Raw genomic sequence first — 20,282 nt, 5'->3', positions numbered from 1 at the left:
ATGGCTATAGAACCAGCTAATTCTTTCAAGAACAGTTTTTTTTGCCAAAAGATTAAAAATGAACATAGTTAACCTTATCCCAAATTACCAAACGGAAAAATTTTAAACTTATAAAAGCTCAATAGAGATTAAATTATTATTCCATCCAGTACCAAGAATAAATGTAATCCTATAGGTTATTGCATTCGTTTCGTCATTTAAGAGGATTTGCTGTGAAGCACCAACCTGTGAGAAATTGAGACCAGGTTGCCATCTAAGAAAGGTGTTTGATGTCCATTTAGAAGTGCCATCAGAAGCACTTTGCCTTCCATAAGCAGTTATGGTAATCGCAGAACCATCAATTGCAGCAGATCCTGATAAAGTGTTATTGATACTTGTACCACTTACTCTTGCTACCGCATTGGTAAAAGCTATTTCCAATGATCTATTCCCTCCAGTGGCTAATCTTACATTAATGTTACCCAAAGAAACAACTACACCAGCATCTACATAAGCTGATACTTTTGATACTAAAGCGCTCCAACGGACACCATCAAAAGTATAATAACCGGTTTGTTTTACATTTGCGGTAGGCGTTCCATTAGCTATCGTACCACTCAAATCAGTTATGTATACCATGGCACCAATTTGGTCGGTACCGTAACCTGTTTTGGCGATTAATTGAGCCCTGGTTAATTTAGGAGGGATGATTCCATCCAGTACGCTAGAGGTACCAGGAGTACCTACCACCTCCAAAGTAGCTTTGGGATCAGCGGTGTTAATACCTACGTTTTGTGCTTTCATCCCCATAGCAGCACCTAATAAAATTAAAGTAAGAAGTTTCTTCATCAGAAAGTTAAGTTGAACGTTAGAATTACTATTTCATTTTTAATGATTTGTAGTATAATTGTGGACATGACTAATCCAATATCAAAGTTAGCTTAGCTACACTCCAAAAAAAAGAACCCCGGGGTCTATTTTGATTGAGAGTATGGGCAAATGGTTCGCATTCCTACTTTTTATCTAAAGTAGCCTTTGGTGTAGCGTTATGAATACCATGTTGGGGCACTCGCAACTAACGTACTATACAGAAGAATCAAAGTGTTTTTTAATGGCGAAATGTTTAGACGCTGTTTAAATTTCAATGAAAATACAATACTTAGGCGGGTAGGGACACCCGCCTATAGCAAGCCGCTAGAGTTTGGTGTCCTTGAACTCGTCCCGATTTATCGGAAAACTCAACCTGTCATATATTTATCCCATTTTTAAACAGTTCTTATAAAAAGTGTAAGCTTTTTTTTAAGGACGATACGCTCCAATAAGTTGGAAGGTACATACACCACGTAACCTGCTTGGCGTTTAGACACATTTCGATAGACAGCTTGAAAGGTGATTTATAGCCATGGGTTCAATCCTCCGCAAATAAAAAATGCTAGCGTAAAAGATCTCTCCGCTAAGGTTGAGATGACGGGAGTGGGTTAAGTCGGTGAGGACATCAAAAGTGTTCGGAAGATCTACCATTGGAGAGATTATTTCACACCCCGCTTAACCCTATGCTTCAGTTCGCAATGACGAACGTATTTTAGTTTTTGCAATAGTTTTCTCCGATTTATGGGAAGGAACATCCTCCGCTTAGCCTGATTGGCATTTACACATATTTTCATAAGCTACTTGAAAGGCAGTTCATAGCCGTGGGTTTCAACCCTCGGCAAATAAAAAATGCTAGCGTAAAAGATCTCTCCGCTAAGATCAAGATGAAGAACGTTGGGCTGGGGTTGTGAGGTTATCAACAAAACAAGCCAGCCCGAAATCGAGCTGACTTTCTGTTCTTCATAAAAGAGTAGGATCTCTTACTTATTTGATTTGATTAATTTAGTGACAACACCATCAACAGTACGCAAGAAATAAACACCGTTTGGTAAATGATCCAGCTCTACCTTGTTTCTTCCCTCAACCAACTTAAGTTCTTTTACCTGTTGGCCTTGAACGTTATAGATTTTTGCATCCTGTTTCTTATCGCTATCCACACTTAATTGGCTAATTACAGGATTAGGAAAGATGGCCAATTTACCTAAAGCAGCAATACGTACATCGAACACATCCGAGTAGCTCGAAGTGCCGTCTTGGTCTATCTGCTTGATACGGTAATAGATACTACCACTATTACGCACTATATCTGTAAGGTTATAGCTATTAGTTCCATTACCTTTACTTGCTACCGTAGCAACCTCAATGAAGCCAGCACCGGTATTACGTTCTACAATATAGGTAGTTACGTTACTCTCACTTACCTGCCATTGCACTTGTACGTTTTGATCTTTGGTATCCGTAGCGTTTACGTTTAACCAGCTCAAAGGCAACACAACATTCTCCCAGCCCATCGCTATTGGGAACATAGTACTTGTAGGAAATGAAATCGAACTGCTTGTTACACTACCTGCAGCTGTAGTTCCTGTACCTAAACCGCCCTCATTTAGCCACTCTGTACCAACTTTACGAGCTACCCTTCTTACACTGGTTGTTGCAGCGTTAGCATCATTGGTACCATCCCAATACACCGTAACCTGACCTGTAGCAGTACCTCCATTTGTACCAACTTGCCAATATTCTCCAGTATTATAACCCATCAGTTGCGTAGCTTTAGCGCCTGTAGTTCCATAGGTCCCAGAGCCTGCATCAGCTGCAGCATATCTTGTTCCAAAATAATTGGAGTTCGCAGTTAAGTTTACATCAATTTTTTGCAGTTTAGTGCCATTACCAACAGGAAACGAGAAAGCTCCTGTACCCAATTTATGAACATAGCCATTTGCTACATGGCTTGCATCCTTTGCGCCAGTTTGAGTAGCTGATGCTGCATCAAAAAAAATTGAATGACTAGCATTAGCCATAGTCACAATACCATTGGTAAAGGTAGCCGTACCTCGAAGATAAAAGGAACTGGTCATCGTAAGCCCTGCCGCATTATTGATTTCAAAATCTTTTGTAAACCAAATCCTCGAACCATCTAATACTTGCGGCGAATTACCAGCAAACACCAACTTACCTATAAAAGCGTTATAAGTAGACTGATCATTTGTTAGGTTACCAGTAACAGATAAAGTGCCATTATTCTGCAGATTAGCTGTACCTGCGTTAATCATTGCCCCTTGTACGTACAATCCAGCATCAGCTTGTATATGTAGTTGCGTATTATTTTGCAGTGCCTGCGCTTTAGCTTCGTGTAGTGCACCAACAGTTAATAGGCCCAATAAAAAAGTAGAAATCTTGCTCATATTTTCGATTTAGAGGTTACAATGATAAAATAGAAATCTTGATGATGATTGTTTTGCAATAAGCGTTTTTTAGAAACTGTTTGAATTTCTTTTGCATAAAACACAGCTGTCTTATTGAGCCTCTCGAAACATCTTCTTGCAAATATTCTTCGGTACTTGTTCCAATTTTATCGGAAAGCTCAGACTGACAAGCAAAAAGTTTCATCGAATTTTAAACAGTTTCTTAAAATAGAGTGACTTTAAAAAGCCTCCTATTTTTTTTACTAATTCCTAAACGTTGTAAGACTCAAATATAGTTGACTAATGAAAGTCAAAAAATAGACCCCAGGGTTCTATTTCTAGAAAGAACCTTAATACGATAAGTCGGACAGGGACATCAAAAGTGCTCGAAAAACCCTATACTAAAGAGATTGCTTCACTCTCCCCGCTTAGTCTACACTTCAGTTCGCAATGAGGCAACTATTCTAGTTAAGCGTATTTATAAAGGCAGTTTGAAAGGTAATTCATAGCCGTGGGTTTCAATCCTCGGCAATAAAACGCTAGCGTAAAAGATTTCTCCGCTAAGAGAGAGATAACGGACGTGGGCTGGGGTTGTGTGACTTATATTCCTCCCCCTATCTTCCCGAATAACTCGGGACAGGCTCTCCAAAGGGGGACATGCACCGCATAGCCTATAGAGTGGTTAAAAAAAATCCAACTCGTTATCGAGTTGGATTTCTGTTCTTCATAAATAAGTAGGGTCTGTCTATTTTTCTGCTTTGATCAGCTTGGTTACTTCCCCATCAGCGGTACGCAAGAAATAAACGCCGCTTGGTAAATAACCTAGATCGATATTATTGATACCCTCTACCAATCTAAGCACTTTTACTTGCTGGCCCTGAACGTTATATATCTTCGCATCCTGCTTCTTATCGCTATCGATGGCTAGGTTGATGATCACAGGATTAGGGTAAACGGCCAATTTACCATTACTTGCGATACGTACATCGAACACATCAGAATAGCTTGAGGTACCATCTTGGTCTATCTGCTTGATACGGTAGTAGATGCTGCCACTGCTGCGTACTGCATCCGCAAGGGTGTAGCTGTTGTTACCGTTACCTTTACTTGCTACCGTAGCAATCTCAATGAAGCCAGCACCTGTATTGCGCTCTACGATATAAGTAGTTACATTGCTCTCGCTCACCTGCCATTGTACCTGTACCTTTTGGTCCTTAGTATCCGTAGCGTTAACATTTAGCCAGCTCAGAGGAAGTACCTGGTCTTCCCAACCCATAGTAATCTGATGAGTGGTGCTTGACGGTAGAGAGATTGCGTTGCTGGTCACACTTCCTGCTGTGGTAGTACCCGTACCTGTACCACCTTCGTTCAACCAGTTGCCACCAACCTTGCGGGCAACCCTGCGAACATTTGGGGTTACCGACGCGTAGGAATCATTGGTACCGTCCCAAAGAATGTTGAAGGTATAGGTGTTGCTAGAAGGAGCCGATTCGATATTCCAATATTCTGTAGAATTGTATCCCGCCAATGGTGTAGCTTTGGAACCTGTAGTAGTAAACGTACCCGCACCAGCATTACCAGCCACGTAGTTTACTGTATAGATATTAACTACACCAGTACGCGTAATAGCTATTCCCTGATACTTGGTACCATTGCCTACGGGAAACGTAAATGTACCTGTACCAGCTTTAGAAACGTAACCGTTCACATGGCTCGCATCCTTTACCCCACTTAGCGAACCAGATGTAGTAGTAAATTCCATCGAATTAGTCTGGGTGGGCGCTGAAACGATACCGTTGGTGAAAGTTGCTATACCTCCAATGGTAAGCTTGTTACTTAATGTTAGGCCAGCTGCATTATTAACCTCGAAATTATTTGCGTTGTACGTAGCGGTACCGCTAAGCACCTGTGCGGCACTCCCTGAGAATACAAGCGTTCCTGAATTGGTATTCACCAATTGGTTATTCACCAAGTTACCAGTAATTGAAAGCGTGCCGTTATTTATTAAGCCGGATGAAGCCGCATTGTTGACCATATTACCCTGTACAAACAGTGTGCTGCCTGGTTGCAGATACAGATCTGTGTTGGTTTGTAATGTCTGAGCTGTAGCCTCTTGTAACGTAGCAGCAGCAAACAGGCCAAATATTATTGTAGATATCTTTTTCATATATCGATGTTTTTTTTAAGTTGAAATTTGGAGAGCATTAACATCATTTATCTTCATAAACTCTTATCCGCCTATATAATAAGCCTGAAAATTAGTTTCAGCATTCGAACTAGGTGCATTCTGACGATATGTACTAGAATGATAAACCGAAAGGTTGTCTGTAGTTCCATTCATATAAACTACTACACTAAGCGTAGAAGAGTATATACCACCATGTGCAACATTTCCATAAGCATAAGGTGAACCGTTTTTATAAAGCAACGCAAATCTCAATCTTGAGCTAGCATAATACATGGCTACATTAAAATTTACCCTATAGTAGCCTGCCAATTTGGGTGTAAAACGGCCATTGGATGTGTTAAACCAGTTATTTGTATCGTAGTGTTCTACATTCCAACCATCAATAACTACTTCTCCACCGGCGTCGTCATTAATTTCATTGTTTGTATTTTTTGAGGCGTGGAAAGCATACAGTTGTGGTTGAAACTGCAACCAAGTGGTACCGTTGAAATAGTAATGCCCTATGGCCAGCACATTTGCAGTAGCGGCATTGGTGGCACCACTTAAGTCGCTCACATAAACCATTGCCCCAACTTGATCGGCGCCATAGGCAGTTTTGGCTATCAGTTGCGCTCGTGTTAACCGCGGGGTAATGACCCCATCTGCAACAGTAGTATTGGCAGGTTTGCCTAATATCTGCAAGTTAGCAGCAGGGCTGGTAGTATTTACTCCCACATATTGGGCGGCAGCCGCTAAGCTTAGCATGCTTAACAAAAATGTAAATATTTTTTTCATTGTTTTAATCTTTAATAAATCACAAGTGAGCACTACTTATAATGACTAATAGCTAATGCAACACCATATTGAATAATAAATTAGCTATTACTGACCAATTAAATCAGCCTGAAAATAGGTATTTGGTGCACCTGTCCCGTTAATTGTAGCTGCGCTTTCGCTATAAATTCTTGCATCGATATAATCAGTAGTACCATTCATATAAACCACCGTGCTCAAGTGTACAACATAGGAATTTATAAAAGTGGTATGGCCGATGGCGACAACTGCATTATTTTTGAACAACTGTACATTCTTAGTTTTTATAGCATTATCAAACACTCTGGCGGAGATGGTAATGTTATAATAGCCTTCAAGTTGAGGTGTAAATCTGCCTGTAACCAAGTCGAACCAATTGTTGGTATCGTAAGTTTTTGCAGAAAAAACAATTTGCTTAATTTCTCCAGCGGCAAAGGCTGAGGGATTACTACTAGCAGTAGCATGAAAGCCCACAAACTTGGGCAACATGGTCACCCATGCAGTGCCGTCAAACCTGTAATATCCTACTTTTCCTATATTCGCTGTAGCTGTACTAGCTGTGCCCGTGGCATCCGTGATGTATACTACTGCGCCTGTTTGAGCTACACCATAGCCTGTTTTAGCTCTAAGCTCTGTTAGGGTAAGTCGCGGCATTAAAATTCCATCTGGCGTAGCCACTGCATTGGCACTACCCACCACATCTAGGGTAGCTTTTGGGGCAACAGTGTTAATACCCAGATTTTGGGCAGAAGCACCAAAGCCAACCGCCAGTAATAAAAAGGTAAATATTTTTTTCATTTGTAAAATACTTTTAATGAATGAATTAGTCATTTCAGTTCTTAAGCCCTTCGCTAAGCAGAAATGATTACTGTGCCGATACTAGATAACCTTGAAAATAAGAATATGCAGGGCTATTATCCGTAGTTGTCGCACCTGGAGAAAACATAGTTAAAGTCAAAAAGTCCGTAGTACCATTTAAATAAACCATGGCGCTAACTGTCGAAGAAGCTACTGCTCCAGTAGTACTTGTACCACGATAAAATACCAACCCATTTTTCATTAAGTAGACAGATTTTTCGCCCCCATTACCATCTTGCATCTTCATGGAAGCATTAATTTGGTAATAACCTGCCATAGTAGGCTTAAATTGCCCAGTAGCCAAATCAAACCAGTTGCTATTATCATAAACTTTATGCGTAAAAGATATTGGCCCAGTAGTACCACTACTTTTAACAATATTATCATTCTTAGTCACATGAAAACCTCTAAATTTAGGGCGAAAATCAACCCATTTCGTTCCATCAAAAGAATAGTAGCCTGCCGCAATTACGTTAGCGGTTGCTGCATTGGTTGTTCCAGTAACATCACTTACATAAATAAATGTACCAGCTTGGTCGGTACCATAAGCCGTTTTTGTGATGAGCTGTGCTCTTGTTAGGCTTGGAGGTATAAAGCCATCGGTTTGTGCTACGGTGGCTGGTGTACCTGCTACATCTAAAGTAGCTTTTGGCACAGCAACGTTAATACCCACGTTCTGAGCCATAGCACTAAATCCAGCTACCAAAAAAAGAAGTGTAACGATTTTTTTCATCCTGTTGAGTTTTTTTTTAACATACATGAATTATTTCGCTACAAAACTACTCAACGCACACCCGCTGGTAAATAGACCCTAGGGTTCTATTACAGAGATAAAAGCTATAAAAACAACTTGTCCCACATCAAATGCTCGTCTAAGTCGGCAGCGAATTTATGCCCTTAAACTACTTTAGACGCAATAAAACTTGTCAATATGCAATCAACGAGTTAGTATCAAGTTATTACAACAAGAGATTATCGGCACCTTTTTTGCTAAGCTATAAACATAACAATACTTCCAACCTATTTTGAAGAACACGATTCTCTAATTCACTTCCCAAACAAAAGGAAATTCACATCATTCATCTTTTTCAGAAATCAAAAGAAATTTTAAAAGCTAGCTTTTGGCATGAGCTTACGGCAATTAAGAAAATGATTAATTTGCTGTAGGCACTTTGGAAAATATCAAAAAAAATAAAGCCAGACGAGGTAGATTGTCTGGCTTATACTGTTTTTCATTTAAGATGTAGGGTACTAAAATATTTAGGTTAGTTATGCGTTTTATGTATCATTGAGGAAAAAGCGTTAAAAATTATTTGATATTTCTCACAACCAATATCTCTAAACCTAATAGAAGTATTGAAAGCAAAAATACATCGTTAATAGCCTCAAAAAAAGAGACCTCGGGGTTCTAATTTTAAAAATCCTATTATATAATTAGCCAAAAAACCACATTAACTCAGTGGTTATCACTACAAAACCTTTTCATTTACCATTTTTAAAAATTATATTTACTAATCAACCCAAATGAAAATTGAAGGCTATTTTTCCCCTATTATTGTTATTAACCCTATTTTGTGGTACCGCTAAAGCCGACGAGAATAAAACTGAGCTAAAGCTTAAACCGAGTGACAAAGCTGTTGCTTTAAAACCTTATTTTAGTGTGGTAGAGGATAGCACCGGATTTTACAATGCAACCCTTCTCTTCAAAGACTTAACTTTATTCAGGCCAATTTCTGAACTTAGGCATCCTAACCGTAACCATACATTTTGGCTACTAAGCAGGGTAAAAAACGAGAAACACTTAGAAGCCATTATCTCGTTTGCTAACGTTACCTACGTGGACCTTTACCTAATGGCAGACACGCCTAACGCTAGTTTTGACCATCGACAGGCGGGAGCTTTTAGACCGATTAAATTGATTAACCCTAGTGACAGTAGGTTCCATTTCAGGTTACATTTGGATGCCAAACTAAATTATTTGGTCCTGCTCAAAACCAAACATGTAAAAAATTACCCACCTATCTTCGATTTCCAAATCAGCGAGGAGCATGTTTTTTCAAAAGCCGAGCAACAACGCCGACTGATAGACTATTGCTTGCAGGGCGCTGCATTGCTATTAGTGCTTTATGCCCTACTTACCTGGGCCATTACACAACATCGCTCTTATTTATATCTATCTACGTTCGTTATTGGCTTCAATTTCTATAACCTTGCTTTAAATGGTTACCTAATCGACTGGTTCTTCCCCGAAAACCCAATACTGGGCTGGAGATTTACTATTCACTTTTTACATATAGGCTTAACCGGAATTTTACTTTTAGTATTTGATTTTTGGGGATTACATAAAAGAAAAGGCAAATACACCCTACTAAGAAATTTGATGCTTTCAGGAATTGGTTTAGTTTCTATATCCTCCTTTTTGATTAATTATTATACTAGGAATTTCAAATTAATGAGCTTAGTTAATACCGCTTTTTCAATTATAGTTACGGTTTACTTTGTTACTTTAATTATTAAATTATGGCGGAAGCTGGACAACCAAGGTCGCTTTCTTGGCTACGGTGTTATTTTATACCTGCTAACTTCAGTAAGTCTTACCGTAATGCTATGGGTAATGGGAGAAGTAGCACTGTCTTACTATGCCTTATTATCAGCTATTACCTTAGTACTTATCACTCTGTTTTTTCTCAGCGGAATTAACATTAAATTATGGCAGACTGAAAAAAATAGCGTGCTTTATTTGCAGCAACTTACCCAGTTGCAATTTCACCAGAACCAGTTATTAGAAGAAAATGTTGCTAAAAGAACTGAAGAGCTCAAACAACGTTCGGAATATATAGAAACCTTAATGAACGAGCTTAACCACAGGGTGAAGAATAACCTACAATTACTCTACAGCCTAAATAGCCTACAATTGTTATCCGTTTCGGAACCTGCAGTTAGTAACATTTTAAAGGATAATATCTCGAGGGTGAAGGCCATGATGTTGGTAAACGAAAACTTAAGCAGTTACCAAAAGACCGGCGAAGAACATATTTCGGCAAGTAAGTTTATTAAAGAAATTGTTGATCATTCTAAAAAAATGTTCAATGACAACAGATTTACTGTTAGTTTTAGCACTGAGATTGATGAAACGTTATTTCTAGAATCGAAATTTGGATTATCGTTAGGACTCATTGTCTCAGAGCTCATCGTCAATTCATTTAAACATGCTTTTCAATATCATTCTCAACCAGAAATCTATATCAGCATTTGGTTAAATGAACAAAATTGGGAGATGAAATATAGCGATAACGGTAGCGGTTTACCAGATAATGCAACCCATAATTTTGGGTTAGACCTTATTGATGACCTTACACGCCAATTAAGAGGCACAATAGATAGAAATAATGAAAATGGTTTAACTTACATTTTTTACTTCCCTAAACTAAATTAAATGCGCATACTAATTATAGAAGATGAAATTATCATCGCTAGGTTTATCGAGCAACACATTAAGGCCAGCTTTGGGCACGAAACGGCCATCGCCATTAACCATAAAGAAGTGGAAAAAATTGTCCCGAAATTTTCTCCAGATTTGGTACTTTGCGACATCAACCTTAATGAGGAACAAAATGGCATACAGTTGATTCGAAAACTGCAACGAAATTTCAAATTCGATGTAATTTATATCACTTCTTACCAATCTAAAGCCATTATCGAGAGCGCAATCATTACCAAGCCACTCAATTATGTGATTAAACCTATAGACGAAGGAAATATTTACGCTGCAATAAAACTTGCAGAGGCTAGTTTACAAACTGTACCTAAAGCTAAATCTAGCGCAAATATAGAGTTAAGCATTGCAGGAATTGAAAAAGATATTGTACGCCTGATATTGGAAGAGAAAACTACAAAACAAATTGCTGAGATTTTGTTCCTCAGCCCTTTTACCGTGAAGAATTACAGACATAGGATCTGTAGAAAGCTGAACTTAAAAGATGAGAACAATGCCTTATTAAAATGGGCATTACAAAACGAACATTTAATTAGAAATTAGTCCGTATCTCATCTGCAAGTTGCTTGGCCCATTCTGTGTACATTTTACCAGAGGGATGCAGGCCATCATCAGCAATGAGTGTTTTCTTTTTAATTGCCTGGCGGGATATGGCTGTGATATCAATGTAAGCCACTTGTTTAGCGATAGTTTCTTGCCTGTTTATTTCGTTAAACACATCTATTTCTTGGCTAATGGTTTTTAGATCTCTACCACTTTGTTTAGCAAACTCCGTTACTCCCCAATCTGGAATAGAAACCATATAAACTTTGCTTATATCTCCACCAGCAAAACCGATGGCCATTTCCAACAATTCAGCAAACTCAGTACGGTAAGTTTCTTGAGAGTAACCTCTGTATTGATTGTTGACGCCAATTAGCAAGGTAACCAAATCAAATGTTTCTACAATCTGCTCTTGCTGTATGGCATGGCGAAGTTCATCGGTAGTCCACCCAGTTTTGGCAACAACTTTAGGTTGAGCTATCTCAATCCCTTGGGCTTTTAAAATCTCGACCAACTGAAAAGGAAATGATGCTGCCTGTTCTACAGCCTCTCCAATAGTATAAGAATCGCCTAATGCTAAATAAGAAAGTGGATTTGCCATAGTAAAAATTTTAATGGATGTGATGAAATAGCATTTTGTAAAGATAACTTACTACTACCACAAAGCCGGTAAAAAAGTACATCGCTTTAAGCCATTTCGCCTCTTGATTTAGCTTAAATGCCCAAGTGCCCAGCCCAGCAACAAGGCTCAGCAAAAAAGGAATAGTAGCTGGATATAATTGAAAGCTCTGTAAAAAATTTCCATTGAGTAAGGCCAATACAGAACGTTGAAAGCCGCAGCCAGGGCAATCAAAGCCTAATAAATATTTAATTGGGCAGGGTAGCAAAAAAATATCCGCTCTGCCCCAATTTAGCAAAGCGGATATCTTTTGGATATTTAAAATTAACAGCAATTAGAACTGATTTGGGTTCTGCGGGTTAAAAGGATCATTTGGATTGCCAAACTGATTGCCAAAACGACCTTGTTGTGCTTCTGCAGCCGATGGGCCCACGTATTTAGCACTCCCGAAACCTAACATAGGCCAGAAGATAAATGGCAATAAAATCAAACCAACGGTAAAGCCTTCTTCCTTACCAAAGCTTTTGCTCATTAGGTTAATTAACCAGATGCTGAACACAATATTTACACAAGGAAGTAAACACCATAGTAACCAAATGCTTGGTTTGCCTACAATTTCTATCATGATGTAGGTATTGTAAATTGGAATAAGACAAGCCCAGCCTGGTTTGCCTGCTTTTTCAAAAGTCTTCCACATACCTGCAATACTGATAACAATTACAGCAAGGTAAATAATAATAAAAGTAGCTCCAATACCTGCTAAGATACCAGCGCCTTCAGATGAGTACTGTGACGAGTAGTCCATAATTTAAATTTAGTTTTAAGTTTAGTGTGATAAAGATAAAATTTAGCGTTTACAATCAAAACGTTAAGCGGATATTTCTCGGCGCTTTTTGATGTCTCACTCCAATATTGCTATACTTGACTTGATGAGGTCGAAACTTTACGACACCTAAATCAAGTTCATACCGAAAAGCACGGCAATATGATTTTTTAGTTTAGTCTTTACTTCTTCCATATCTAGTTCTCGCCCTAGCTCTCGCTGCATAGAAGTTACGTCTTTATCATCAATGCCACAAGGAACAATATTTTTGAAGTAAGCTAAATCAGCATTTACATTAAAAGCAAAGCCATGCATGGTTACCCAGCGACTGCAGCGTACACCCATGGCACAAATTTTACGGGCTTTTTCATTGTCGGCATCTAGCCAAACACCAGTAAAACCTTCATATCGCCCTGCTTTAATGCCATAATCGGCGAGGGTTAGAATAACTGCTTCTTCAAGCGTTCGAAGGTAAAGGTGTATATCGGTAAAGAAGTTATCTAAATCCAAAATGGGATAACCCACAATCTGTCCCGGGCCGTGATAAGTAATATCTCCGCCCCTGTTTATTTTGTGATAAGTAGCTTGTTTAGCTACCAAACCTTGTTCATCGAGCAACAGATTTTCGGACTTACCACTTTTACCCAAAGTATACACATGCGGATGTTCATTAAAAATAAGATAGTTGGGTGTTTCTAAGTCCGTATTTTCCGTTCTATTTTGGGTTTTCAAGGCAACCGTTTCGTTAAAAATGGATTCCTGTTTGTCCCATGCTTCCTGATAATCAGTTAAGCCCCAATCTATATATTTTACTTTTTTGTTCATTTTAATTCGGTTGATTGGTTTTTTGGTTGGTTGGTTTTTTGGCAAGGCAATTTTGGCTATCACATCATCAAATTATCACATCGGCACATCAACCAATCACATACCCCAACATATAACCATCGTCGGTTTTAAAATAATTAACCTCGAGCTCTCTAGTTCCCTCTGGCAATGCTACCAATGCTTTCAGGTCTCCTTCATCTCTTAGTTTGAATGGTTTGATATGGATATCTCTTTTAAACTCTAGTTCTTTTCTGCCGTGCCACTTGTAAATTGCTTCTTTGGCGCACCAACAAACATACAGGCCGTTAATATTGTCTCCTATTTGTTTCTGTGCCAGCTCCACATCCGACAGGAACTTATGCCTTACAAGTTTAATTTTATGCTTAATCATTTCCATGTCTAGGCCAACTTTTTTATCCTTATCACGGCTAATCATTACCGCAGCATAATCATAAGAGTGGCTTAGGGAAATATGATAATCGTAGTTTACCAAGTAAGGCTTACCGTGATCATCCATTTGGCAATCAATATATTCTTTGGTATCGAGCATGGTTCTTAGCAGCAAACGGGTACTTAACCATTGCAATGCCCGTTTTTCGCTCTTGAAAGACTCGATGACATCTAACTCATGCTGTTTAAGCTGTAGGCCAGACATTAACTGTTCATGGCTCTCCTCTATTTTCCACACCGCAAGCTCGGTATGTTCATCAATTTTTAAATCAAAAACTACGGGCATCCTCTATTTAGAAAATCAATACAAAAGTATCTTAAATTAATCATAATTTAGTCCAAAAAACTGTAAAAATGATATTATCGGATAAACGGATACTTGAAGAGATAGACAAAGGCACCATCATTATTGAACCTTTTAAGCCAGAATGTTTGGGCACCAACTCTTATGATGTGCACCTAGGAAAGTATTTGGCCACTTATAAAGACCGTGTTTTGGACGCAAAGGCACACAATACGATAGAACATTTTGAAATTCCGAAGGATGGTTTTGTATTACAACCTGGCACTTTATATTTAGGAGTTACCGTAGAATATACCGAAACCCATGGTCACGTTCCATTTTTAGAAGGGAAAAGTAGTACTGGCCGTTTAGGAATCGACATTCACGCCACTGCCGGCAAAGGCGATGTGGGTTTTTGCAACACTTGGACGCTAGAAATTTCTTGTGTACAACCCGTTAAAATTTACGCAGGGATGCCTATTGGACAATTGATCTACTTTGTGGTTGAAGGCAATATCGAGAAAATGTATAACACCAAAGACAACGCCAAATACAACAACAAGACCACCAGACCGGTAGAAAGCATGATGTGGAAAAATAAATTCTAATTGCTTTGAACCTTGTAACTAAAATAATAGTCTACAGTCTACTTATACAAGTAAGCTTTTTTGTAACTTAACGTTATAAATCCCAACAGGTTAAAACACCAAGAAGATTTTATAGTGCTAAGCCCAAAATAGGCCTGTAAACATGAACCAGCTCAATGAAAACTAAAATCAAAGCGTTCAAAACGCTCTCAAAACATTTACTAAAATCTAAATTCTTAACGCTTTCAACGCTAGGCATTGCCTTTTTAAGTATCATGAGTTCTTCGCCAGTTAAGGCGCAAGAGGCCAACTTGACCAATTTCACCAAAAAACTTGAAGAAACTAGCAGCAAAAATGCCCAAGAAAAAGTTTATCTCCATTTAGACAAACCTTACTATGCCATAGGCGATGACATCTGGTTTAAAGCCTATACCATTAATGCCAAAACAGGCTTGCCATCTACCATTAGTGGTTTACTTTACATAGAGCTAGTTACCGAAAAAGATTCGATAGCCAAACAATTAAAATTACCAATGAAAAGTGGGATCACCTGGGGAGATTTTAAGCTTACAGATTCGCTAAGCGAGGGCAATTACAGAATTAGAGCCTACACACAGTGGATGCGAAATGCAGGTCCAGAGTTTTATTTCGACAAAACCATTAAGATTGGAAATTCTTGGGCAAACAAAGTATTTACCAAATCTAGTAATGCGATAAGTACAGAAAATAATCAGCAAAAGGTAACTACGACCATACAATTTGCAGATAAGCAGAATATTGCCTACGCCAATGCACAAGTTAATTACGAAGTAAAGCTAAACAACAAAACAGTTGAAAGAGGAAAGGGAGTTACCAATGCGCAAGGCGAAATCACGATAGTAACGACCAATAAACAGCCCGAAGCTCTAAAAAGTGGCTATATCATTGCGAACATCGCTCTTCCAAATAAAACGGTGGTGAGTAAAGAGATCCCTCTAAAAACTACTTCAAAAGACATTGATGTGCAGTTTTTTCCTGAGGGTGGTAAGTTGGTAGAAAACCTACCCAACAAAATTGCCATTAAGGCGATAAATAGTAGTGGATTAGGAGAGTATACCACTGGTATAATCGTTAATAGTGATGGTACAGAAATCTCGAAACTAGAGACAAATAAGCTGGGTATGGGCTCCTTCTTTATCAATCCAATTGCTGGACAGGCATATAAAGCGAACCTTACCTTTGCAGATGGAACAACCAAAACTTTAAACTTACCTGCAGCAGATAAGAGTGGACGTGTGCTTTCGATTTCAAATTTAGACAGCACCAAAATGTCTATCAAAGTTTATCTGTCTGAAGATTTATTAAACAAGGAAGAGTACAATTTAATTGCACAACATAACGGAATCGTATATTTTTCTACCAAAGTGAGTTCATCTAGACAGGTGGTTTCACTTACGGTGCCTAAAGATAGCCTTCCGTCTGGAATTATTCAAGTATCTCTGTTATCTTCAACCTTTGCGCCTCTAAACGAACGTATTGTTTTTGTAAATAACTTAACAGCAGACAAAATTGACATCAAACCAGAGAATCTGAAACCCAGCTACGGCAAACGAGCAAAAGTAGACCTTTCTTTAGCGGCAAGCCACGCAGGCAAACCAGTACAAGGTAGCTTTTCTGTTGCAATTACCAATAGTACAGCCGTAAAGCCTGATCCAGAAAACGAAACCAATATCCTTACTAAACTATTATTAACTTCTGATTTAGTGGGTTATGTAGAAAAGCCAAACCGCTATTTCCTTAATCAAGATAGAGAAACTAGATTTGATTTAGACAACCTTTTATTGACACAGGGTTGGAGAAAGATAGACTGGAAGCAAGTTGTTGATGGAACAGAACCTGTAATTAAATTTCCAGTAGAAAAAAAGATACAAATTAGTGGATTAGTGACCAAGGGAGGTAAACCTGTTGTAAAAGGGAAGGTTTCGTTGGTATCTTTCTCTGGTGGTTTCTTTATGATTGATACTCTGACCGATGCTAAAGGTCGCTTCAATTTTGACCAGATTGAATTTTTGGATAGCACCAAATTTGTAGTGCAAGCCCGTACCGATAAGGATAGGAAGTTTGTAGACATTGTAATGGACGTTGTGCCGGGGCAAATGGTAAGCAAAAATCCAAACACAGGAGATATTGAGGTGAATGTTAACCAATCTTTGGCAGCTTATTTAGAAGAAAGCAACAAATATTTTGACGATCAAACGAAAAAAGGGCTACTTAACAGAACCATTTTACTTGACCAAGTAAATATTGTAGAGAAACGTAAACCAGCCTACGCTTCCTCAAATCTTGGAGGTGCGGGCAACGCTGATGCGGTTTTTACAGCCAAAGATCTAGAAACTGCATTTTCACTTTCTCAGTACCTTCAAGGGCGAATTGCTGGCGTACAGATTAGAAACGGTCAAGCTTTTGCAAGGGGCAGTCAATCTCCAATGTCTATTATGCTTGATGGTATGAATGTGGGCGGTGAAGATTTTGACTTAGACAACATTGTGGTACAGGATATCGAAACCGTAGAAATTTTAAAAAGCATTGGCAACACTGCCATTTATGGTATGCAAGGAGGTTCAGGTGTGATTGTTATTACTACAAAACGCGGTGGTGGACTTAGTTCGGTGAATACCTACACACCTGGTGTAATCAATTATCTTCCAAAAGGCTATGCAGTAGTTAGAGCATTTTATTCTCCTAAATATGATGTAAAACCAGATAACAGACCAGATTTAAGAACTACTGTATTCTGGGAACCACAAATGGTTAGCGATGCTAGCGGAAAAGCAAAAATCAGCTATTTTAATACTGATGTACCAGGCACCTACCGCATCGTGATAGAAGGAATAGATGTGAACGGAAGCTTGGCCAGAAAAGTACTGACTTACGAAGTAAAATAAGACAGCTTTAGAGGGGGCTATGACAGCCTTATCCACCGCATCAGCAAAGCACATTAATTTTATGCTTGCATAATAAATCCAAACCTCTTAGCTTTATGAAACTAAATCGTAAAGCTAAGAGGTATGAATACAATCTCCACATCTGTAAAAGACAGACTTGCCATTATCACCCTAAATAGAGGTAAATCCAATTCGTTAAACCGAGAAATGGTTACAGAATTGAGCGATATGCTTCACAACATTGAAAACGATGATAACATTGGCGGGCTAATCATTACCGGACGAGAGAACTTCTTTTCTGCAGGTTTAGACCTCATCGAGCTTTACCATTACAACGAAGAGGAAGCCAAAAACTTTTGGCATCTGTTCCTAAATTTCAGCGCAAAAATTACGAGCTTTAAAAAGCCCCTAGTGGCCGCCATTAATGGCCATAGTCCAGCGGGTGGTTGTGTTATTGCGCTAGCCTGCGATGCGAGGGTAATGGCTGAAGGCAAATACATTATTGGCTTAAACGAAGTTCCTGTAGGGATTATCGTCCCCAACAGTATATTCTCATTGTATTCTTTTTGGTTAGGCCAAGCTAATGCTTACCGTCATTTACTAGAGGGGAAATTGTTTTCGCCAGAAGAGGCACTAGCCGTAGGCTTGGTAGATGAGGTGGTGAAACCAGGAAGCATTATGACTGCCGCCGAAAGAAAAGCAAGAAAATACATGGCTTTCGAAGCCAACACTTGGCAGCAAAGCAAATTAAATTTACGTAAGGGTATTATCGCTGCAACCAGCGCCGATCAAAACGAAGATTTAGAAATCATGTTAAAACAGTGGTGGTCGCCAAGTACTCGTGCCATCTTGAAATCATTGATTGAAGGGCTGAAAACGAAAGCTTAAAGACTAAAGCATAAAGCTAAAAGTGCACAGTATCGAATTTCGGACTTTCACGACTTTCGGACTAAAATCTAAATACTAATATCTAAATACTTGCGAATGTACAATCAACCCATGTTAAAAGACGACGCCTTGAAAGGTAAAACCATTGTAATTACTGGTGGTGGCACAGGTTTGGGCAAGGCAATGGGCACTTACTTCCTTAAACTAGGTGCCAATTTGGTCATTACCAGCAGAAAGTTAGAAGTGCTGCAAAAAACGGCTCAGGAAATGGAAGCCGATACTGGTGGCAAGGTGCTAGCTGTACAATGCGATGTAAGAGACAATGCCCAAGTGGAAAATGTGCTTGCAGAAACATTAACGAAATTTGGCAGTGTTGACGTGTTGGTGAATAATGCCGCGGGCAACTTCATCTCTCCTACAGAACGCTTATCAGCTAATGCCTTCTCTAGCATTATCGACATCGTATTAAAGGGCACAGTAAATTGTACCTTAGCTTTTGGCAAACATTGGATCAAGGAAAAGCAAGCTGCAAGTGTACTGAATATTGTAACTACTTATGCTTTTACGGGCTCTGCTTATGTGGTACCATCGGCTTGTGCCAAAGGTGGTGTATTGGCTTTAACACGTTCTTTAGCTGTTGAATGGGGCAAATATGGAATTAGAACTAATGCCATTGCACCAGGGCCATTCCCTACTAAAGGCGCTTGGGATAGATTATTGCCTGGAGACTTGGCAGAGAAGTTCGACTTTAAAAACCGTGTGCCATTGAAACGTGTTGGAGATCACCAAGAATTGGCTAACCTATCTGCTTTCTTAGTAAGTGATTTTTCTAATTACATCAACGGCGAAGTAATTACCATAGATGGTGGCGAATGGTTGCAAGGAGCTGGTCAAATGAACGGATTAGAAGCCATACCATCGGAAATGTGGGATATGCTAGAGCAAATGACTAGAGGTGCTAAGGGCAGTTAAAAATGGTTCAACTTCTCAAAAAATTTATTTCTTCATTTTTTAGTCGCCAACCCAAGTTTTACACTATACCCTTTGGCCCAATTAAAGGAAAGAAATTATTTACTTCCTTCCAAATTTCGCCAAGGATGTTATTTGGTTTTGATGAAACTTGGGTAGCCGAACTTGCAAGTAAATACATCCAACAAGGCGATACGGTTTACGATGTAGGTGCACATATTGGTTACACAAGTTTGCTGTTTGCAAAATTAGTAGGCAACAATGGTAAAGTTCATGCTTTCGAACTGCTTCCAAGCGTGTCTAAAAATTTCTTAGAAAAAACTGTAAAAGCTAATCAACTAGAAAATGTTATTAAAGCCCATCCAATAGGTTTATCTGATCAAAAAGAAGAAATAGTTATTTATGTGGGAGAAACCATGATGGGTACTTTAGACCGCGAGGGCTACGAGACCCAACACGCTGAAAAATGTATCACGGAAAGCTTGGACCAATATCTATCAAATCAATCGCTAGATCTACCTAAATTGATAAAAGTAGATATAGAAAGAGCTGAAATACAATTCCTAAAAGGTGCAGCGACCACCCTCGAAACTCACAAACCAATCTTGATAATCGAATTTCACAATATTGATTTACTTAGAGAAGGTTTTGAAATATTAAGCGAAATGGGGTATCAGCTTTCTGTTAAAAACGGCGCTATTGATCATCAATATATCGAAAATCTCAACTCTTTTTATGGAAATACTTTAGCTATTCCTCACCAGTTTAAACCTTAAAACTTTAGTT

General features: G+C 38.9%; 18 protein-coding genes. 7 read left to right on the top strand and 11 right to left on the bottom strand.

Annotation, left to right across the window (positions count from 1 at the left end; all coding sequences use genetic code 11):
* Positions 1-108 precede the first annotated feature (108 nt).
* The 6 genes from CRO54_RS19185 to CRO54_RS19155 form a co-directional block, all read right to left on the bottom strand.
* On the bottom strand, positions 109-828 hold the full coding sequence (locus tag CRO54_RS19185; RefSeq protein WP_097133685.1) for a hypothetical protein: 720 nt from the start codon (positions 826-828) through the stop codon (positions 109-111).
* Positions 829-1,829: 1,001 nt separating this feature from the next.
* Positions 1,830-3,251 (bottom strand): T9SS type A sorting domain-containing protein, encoded by a 1,422-nt coding sequence (locus tag CRO54_RS19180; protein WP_097133684.1) that lies wholly within the window; start codon positions 3,249-3,251, stop codon positions 1,830-1,832.
* A gap of 745 nt (positions 3,252-3,996) precedes the next feature.
* Positions 3,997-5,418, bottom strand: coding sequence for a T9SS type A sorting domain-containing protein (locus tag CRO54_RS19170; protein WP_097133682.1), 1,422 nt, complete (start codon positions 5,416-5,418; stop codon positions 3,997-3,999).
* Between the two features lie 63 nt (positions 5,419-5,481).
* Positions 5,482-6,213, bottom strand: a complete 732-nt coding sequence (locus tag CRO54_RS19165) for a hypothetical protein (RefSeq protein ID WP_097133681.1) — start codon at positions 6,211-6,213, stop codon at positions 5,482-5,484.
* Between the two features lie 87 nt (positions 6,214-6,300).
* Positions 6,301-7,029, bottom strand: a complete 729-nt coding sequence (locus tag CRO54_RS19160) for a complement C1q domain-containing protein (protein ID WP_138765857.1) — start codon at positions 7,027-7,029, stop codon at positions 6,301-6,303.
* A gap of 67 nt (positions 7,030-7,096) precedes the next feature.
* On the bottom strand, positions 7,097-7,822 hold the full coding sequence (locus tag CRO54_RS19155; RefSeq protein ID WP_171047935.1) for a C1q-like domain-containing protein: 726 nt from the start codon (positions 7,820-7,822) through the stop codon (positions 7,097-7,099).
* A gap of 798 nt (positions 7,823-8,620) precedes the next feature.
* On the opposite strand from CRO54_RS19155, the gene CRO54_RS19150 reads away from it, so the two are divergent.
* On the top strand, positions 8,621-10,525 hold the full coding sequence (locus CRO54_RS19150; protein WP_097133678.1) for a 7TM diverse intracellular signaling domain-containing protein: 1,905 nt from the start codon (positions 8,621-8,623) through the stop codon (positions 10,523-10,525).
* Positions 10,526-11,128 carry a response regulator transcription factor gene (locus tag CRO54_RS19145; protein WP_097133677.1) on the top strand — a complete coding sequence of 201 codons (603 nt, stop codon included), beginning with the start codon at positions 10,526-10,528 and terminating at the stop codon, positions 11,126-11,128.
* Here CRO54_RS19145 and CRO54_RS19140 read toward each other — a convergent pair.
* The 5 genes from CRO54_RS19140 to CRO54_RS19120 all read right to left on the bottom strand — a co-directional run bounded on the left by CRO54_RS19140 (position 11,118) and on the right by CRO54_RS19120 (position 14,131).
* On the bottom strand, positions 11,118-11,729 hold the full coding sequence (locus CRO54_RS19140) for an SGNH/GDSL hydrolase family protein (protein WP_097133676.1): 612 nt from the start codon (positions 11,727-11,729) through the stop codon (positions 11,118-11,120). The two genes, CRO54_RS19145 and CRO54_RS19140, sit on opposite strands and share 11 nt — an antisense overlap.
* Positions 11,730-11,739: 10 nt before the next feature.
* Positions 11,740-12,081, bottom strand: a complete 342-nt coding sequence (locus CRO54_RS19135) for a DUF2752 domain-containing protein (RefSeq protein ID WP_240775148.1) — start codon at positions 12,079-12,081, stop codon at positions 11,740-11,742.
* The gene (locus tag CRO54_RS19130) at positions 12,082-12,552 is read right to left on the bottom strand and encodes a DUF5684 domain-containing protein (RefSeq protein WP_097133675.1); all 471 of its coding nucleotides are present in this window, start codon (positions 12,550-12,552) and stop codon (positions 12,082-12,084) included. It abuts the gene before it with no gap.
* Positions 12,553-12,699: 147 nt separating this feature from the next.
* A complete protein-coding gene (gene lipB, locus CRO54_RS19125) occupies positions 12,700-13,395 on the bottom strand; it encodes a lipoyl(octanoyl) transferase LipB (protein WP_097133809.1) in 696 nt (231 codons plus the stop codon).
* Positions 13,396-13,483: 88 nt separating this feature from the next.
* The gene (locus CRO54_RS19120) at positions 13,484-14,131 is read right to left on the bottom strand and encodes a 4'-phosphopantetheinyl transferase family protein (protein WP_097133674.1); all 648 of its coding nucleotides are present in this window, start codon (positions 14,129-14,131) and stop codon (positions 13,484-13,486) included.
* Positions 14,132-14,199: 68 nt separating this feature from the next.
* Here CRO54_RS19120 and dcd point away from each other — a divergent pair, with 68 nt between their 5' ends.
* The 5 genes from dcd (at position 14,200) to CRO54_RS19095 (ending at position 20,272) form a co-directional block, all read left to right on the top strand.
* The gene (gene dcd / locus CRO54_RS19115) at positions 14,200-14,736 is read left to right on the top strand and encodes a dCTP deaminase (protein ID WP_097133673.1); all 537 of its coding nucleotides are present in this window, start codon (positions 14,200-14,202) and stop codon (positions 14,734-14,736) included.
* Between the two features lie 155 nt (positions 14,737-14,891).
* Positions 14,892-17,639, top strand: coding sequence for a TonB-dependent receptor (locus tag CRO54_RS19110; protein WP_240775150.1), 2,748 nt, complete (start codon positions 14,892-14,894; stop codon positions 17,637-17,639).
* A gap of 123 nt (positions 17,640-17,762) precedes the next feature.
* Positions 17,763-18,527 carry an enoyl-CoA hydratase/isomerase family protein gene (locus CRO54_RS19105; protein ID WP_097133672.1) on the top strand — a complete coding sequence of 255 codons (765 nt, stop codon included), beginning with the start codon at positions 17,763-17,765 and terminating at the stop codon, positions 18,525-18,527.
* A 96-nt stretch (positions 18,528-18,623) separates the two neighbouring features.
* Positions 18,624-19,499 (top strand): SDR family oxidoreductase, encoded by an 876-nt coding sequence (locus CRO54_RS19100; protein ID WP_097133671.1) that lies wholly within the window; start codon positions 18,624-18,626, stop codon positions 19,497-19,499.
* Between the two features lie 2 nt (positions 19,500-19,501).
* Complete coding sequence (locus tag CRO54_RS19095; protein WP_097133670.1) at positions 19,502-20,272, top strand: FkbM family methyltransferase; 771 nt, start codon at positions 19,502-19,504, stop codon at positions 20,270-20,272.
* The last annotated feature ends 10 nt before the right edge of the window (positions 20,273-20,282 follow it).

This window comes from Pedobacter xixiisoli (assembly GCF_900215335.1).
In the GTDB taxonomy this organism is placed as follows: domain Bacteria; phylum Bacteroidota; class Bacteroidia; order Sphingobacteriales; family Sphingobacteriaceae; genus Pedobacter; species Pedobacter xixiisoli.
This window is presented reverse-complemented; position numbering and strand designations above follow the sequence as displayed.

What these genes read in the sequence shown, in the direction of transcription:
- CRO54_RS19185 (WP_097133685.1), bottom strand. Translation starts at nt 828, where the DNA reads ATGAAGAAACTTCTTACTTTAATTTTATTAGGTGCTGCTATGGGGATG.
- CRO54_RS19180 (WP_097133684.1), bottom strand. Translation starts at nt 3,251, where the DNA reads ATGAGCAAGATTTCTACTTTTTTATTGGGCCTATTAACTGTTGGTGCA.
- CRO54_RS19170 (WP_097133682.1), bottom strand. Translation starts at nt 5,418, where the DNA reads ATGAAAAAGATATCTACAATAATATTTGGCCTGTTTGCTGCTGCTACG.
- CRO54_RS19165 (WP_097133681.1), bottom strand. Translation starts at nt 6,213, where the DNA reads ATGAAAAAAATATTTACATTTTTGTTAAGCATGCTAAGCTTAGCGGCT.
- CRO54_RS19160 (WP_138765857.1), bottom strand. Translation starts at nt 7,029, where the DNA reads ATGAAAAAAATATTTACCTTTTTATTACTGGCGGTTGGCTTTGGTGCT.
- CRO54_RS19155 (WP_171047935.1), bottom strand. Translation starts at nt 7,822, where the DNA reads ATGAAAAAAATCGTTACACTTCTTTTTTTGGTAGCTGGATTTAGTGCT.
- CRO54_RS19145 (WP_097133677.1), top strand. Translation starts at nt 10,526, where the DNA reads ATGCGCATACTAATTATAGAAGATGAAATTATCATCGCTAGGTTTATC.
- CRO54_RS19140 (WP_097133676.1), bottom strand. Translation starts at nt 11,729, where the DNA reads ATGGCAAATCCACTTTCTTATTTAGCATTAGGCGATTCTTATACTATT.
- CRO54_RS19130 (WP_097133675.1), bottom strand. Translation starts at nt 12,552, where the DNA reads ATGGACTACTCGTCACAGTACTCATCTGAAGGCGCTGGTATCTTAGCA.
- lipB (WP_097133809.1), bottom strand. Translation starts at nt 13,395, where the DNA reads ATGAACAAAAAAGTAAAATATATAGATTGGGGCTTAACTGATTATCAG.
- CRO54_RS19120 (WP_097133674.1), bottom strand. Translation starts at nt 14,131, where the DNA reads ATGCCCGTAGTTTTTGATTTAAAAATTGATGAACATACCGAGCTTGCG.
- dcd (WP_097133673.1), top strand. Translation starts at nt 14,200, where the DNA reads ATGATATTATCGGATAAACGGATACTTGAAGAGATAGACAAAGGCACC.
- CRO54_RS19110 (WP_240775150.1), top strand. Translation starts at nt 14,892, where the DNA reads ATGAAAACTAAAATCAAAGCGTTCAAAACGCTCTCAAAACATTTACTA.
- CRO54_RS19105 (WP_097133672.1), top strand. Translation starts at nt 17,763, where the DNA reads ATGAATACAATCTCCACATCTGTAAAAGACAGACTTGCCATTATCACC.
- CRO54_RS19100 (WP_097133671.1), top strand. Translation starts at nt 18,624, where the DNA reads ATGTACAATCAACCCATGTTAAAAGACGACGCCTTGAAAGGTAAAACC.
- CRO54_RS19095 (WP_097133670.1), top strand. Translation starts at nt 19,502, where the DNA reads ATGGTTCAACTTCTCAAAAAATTTATTTCTTCATTTTTTAGTCGCCAA.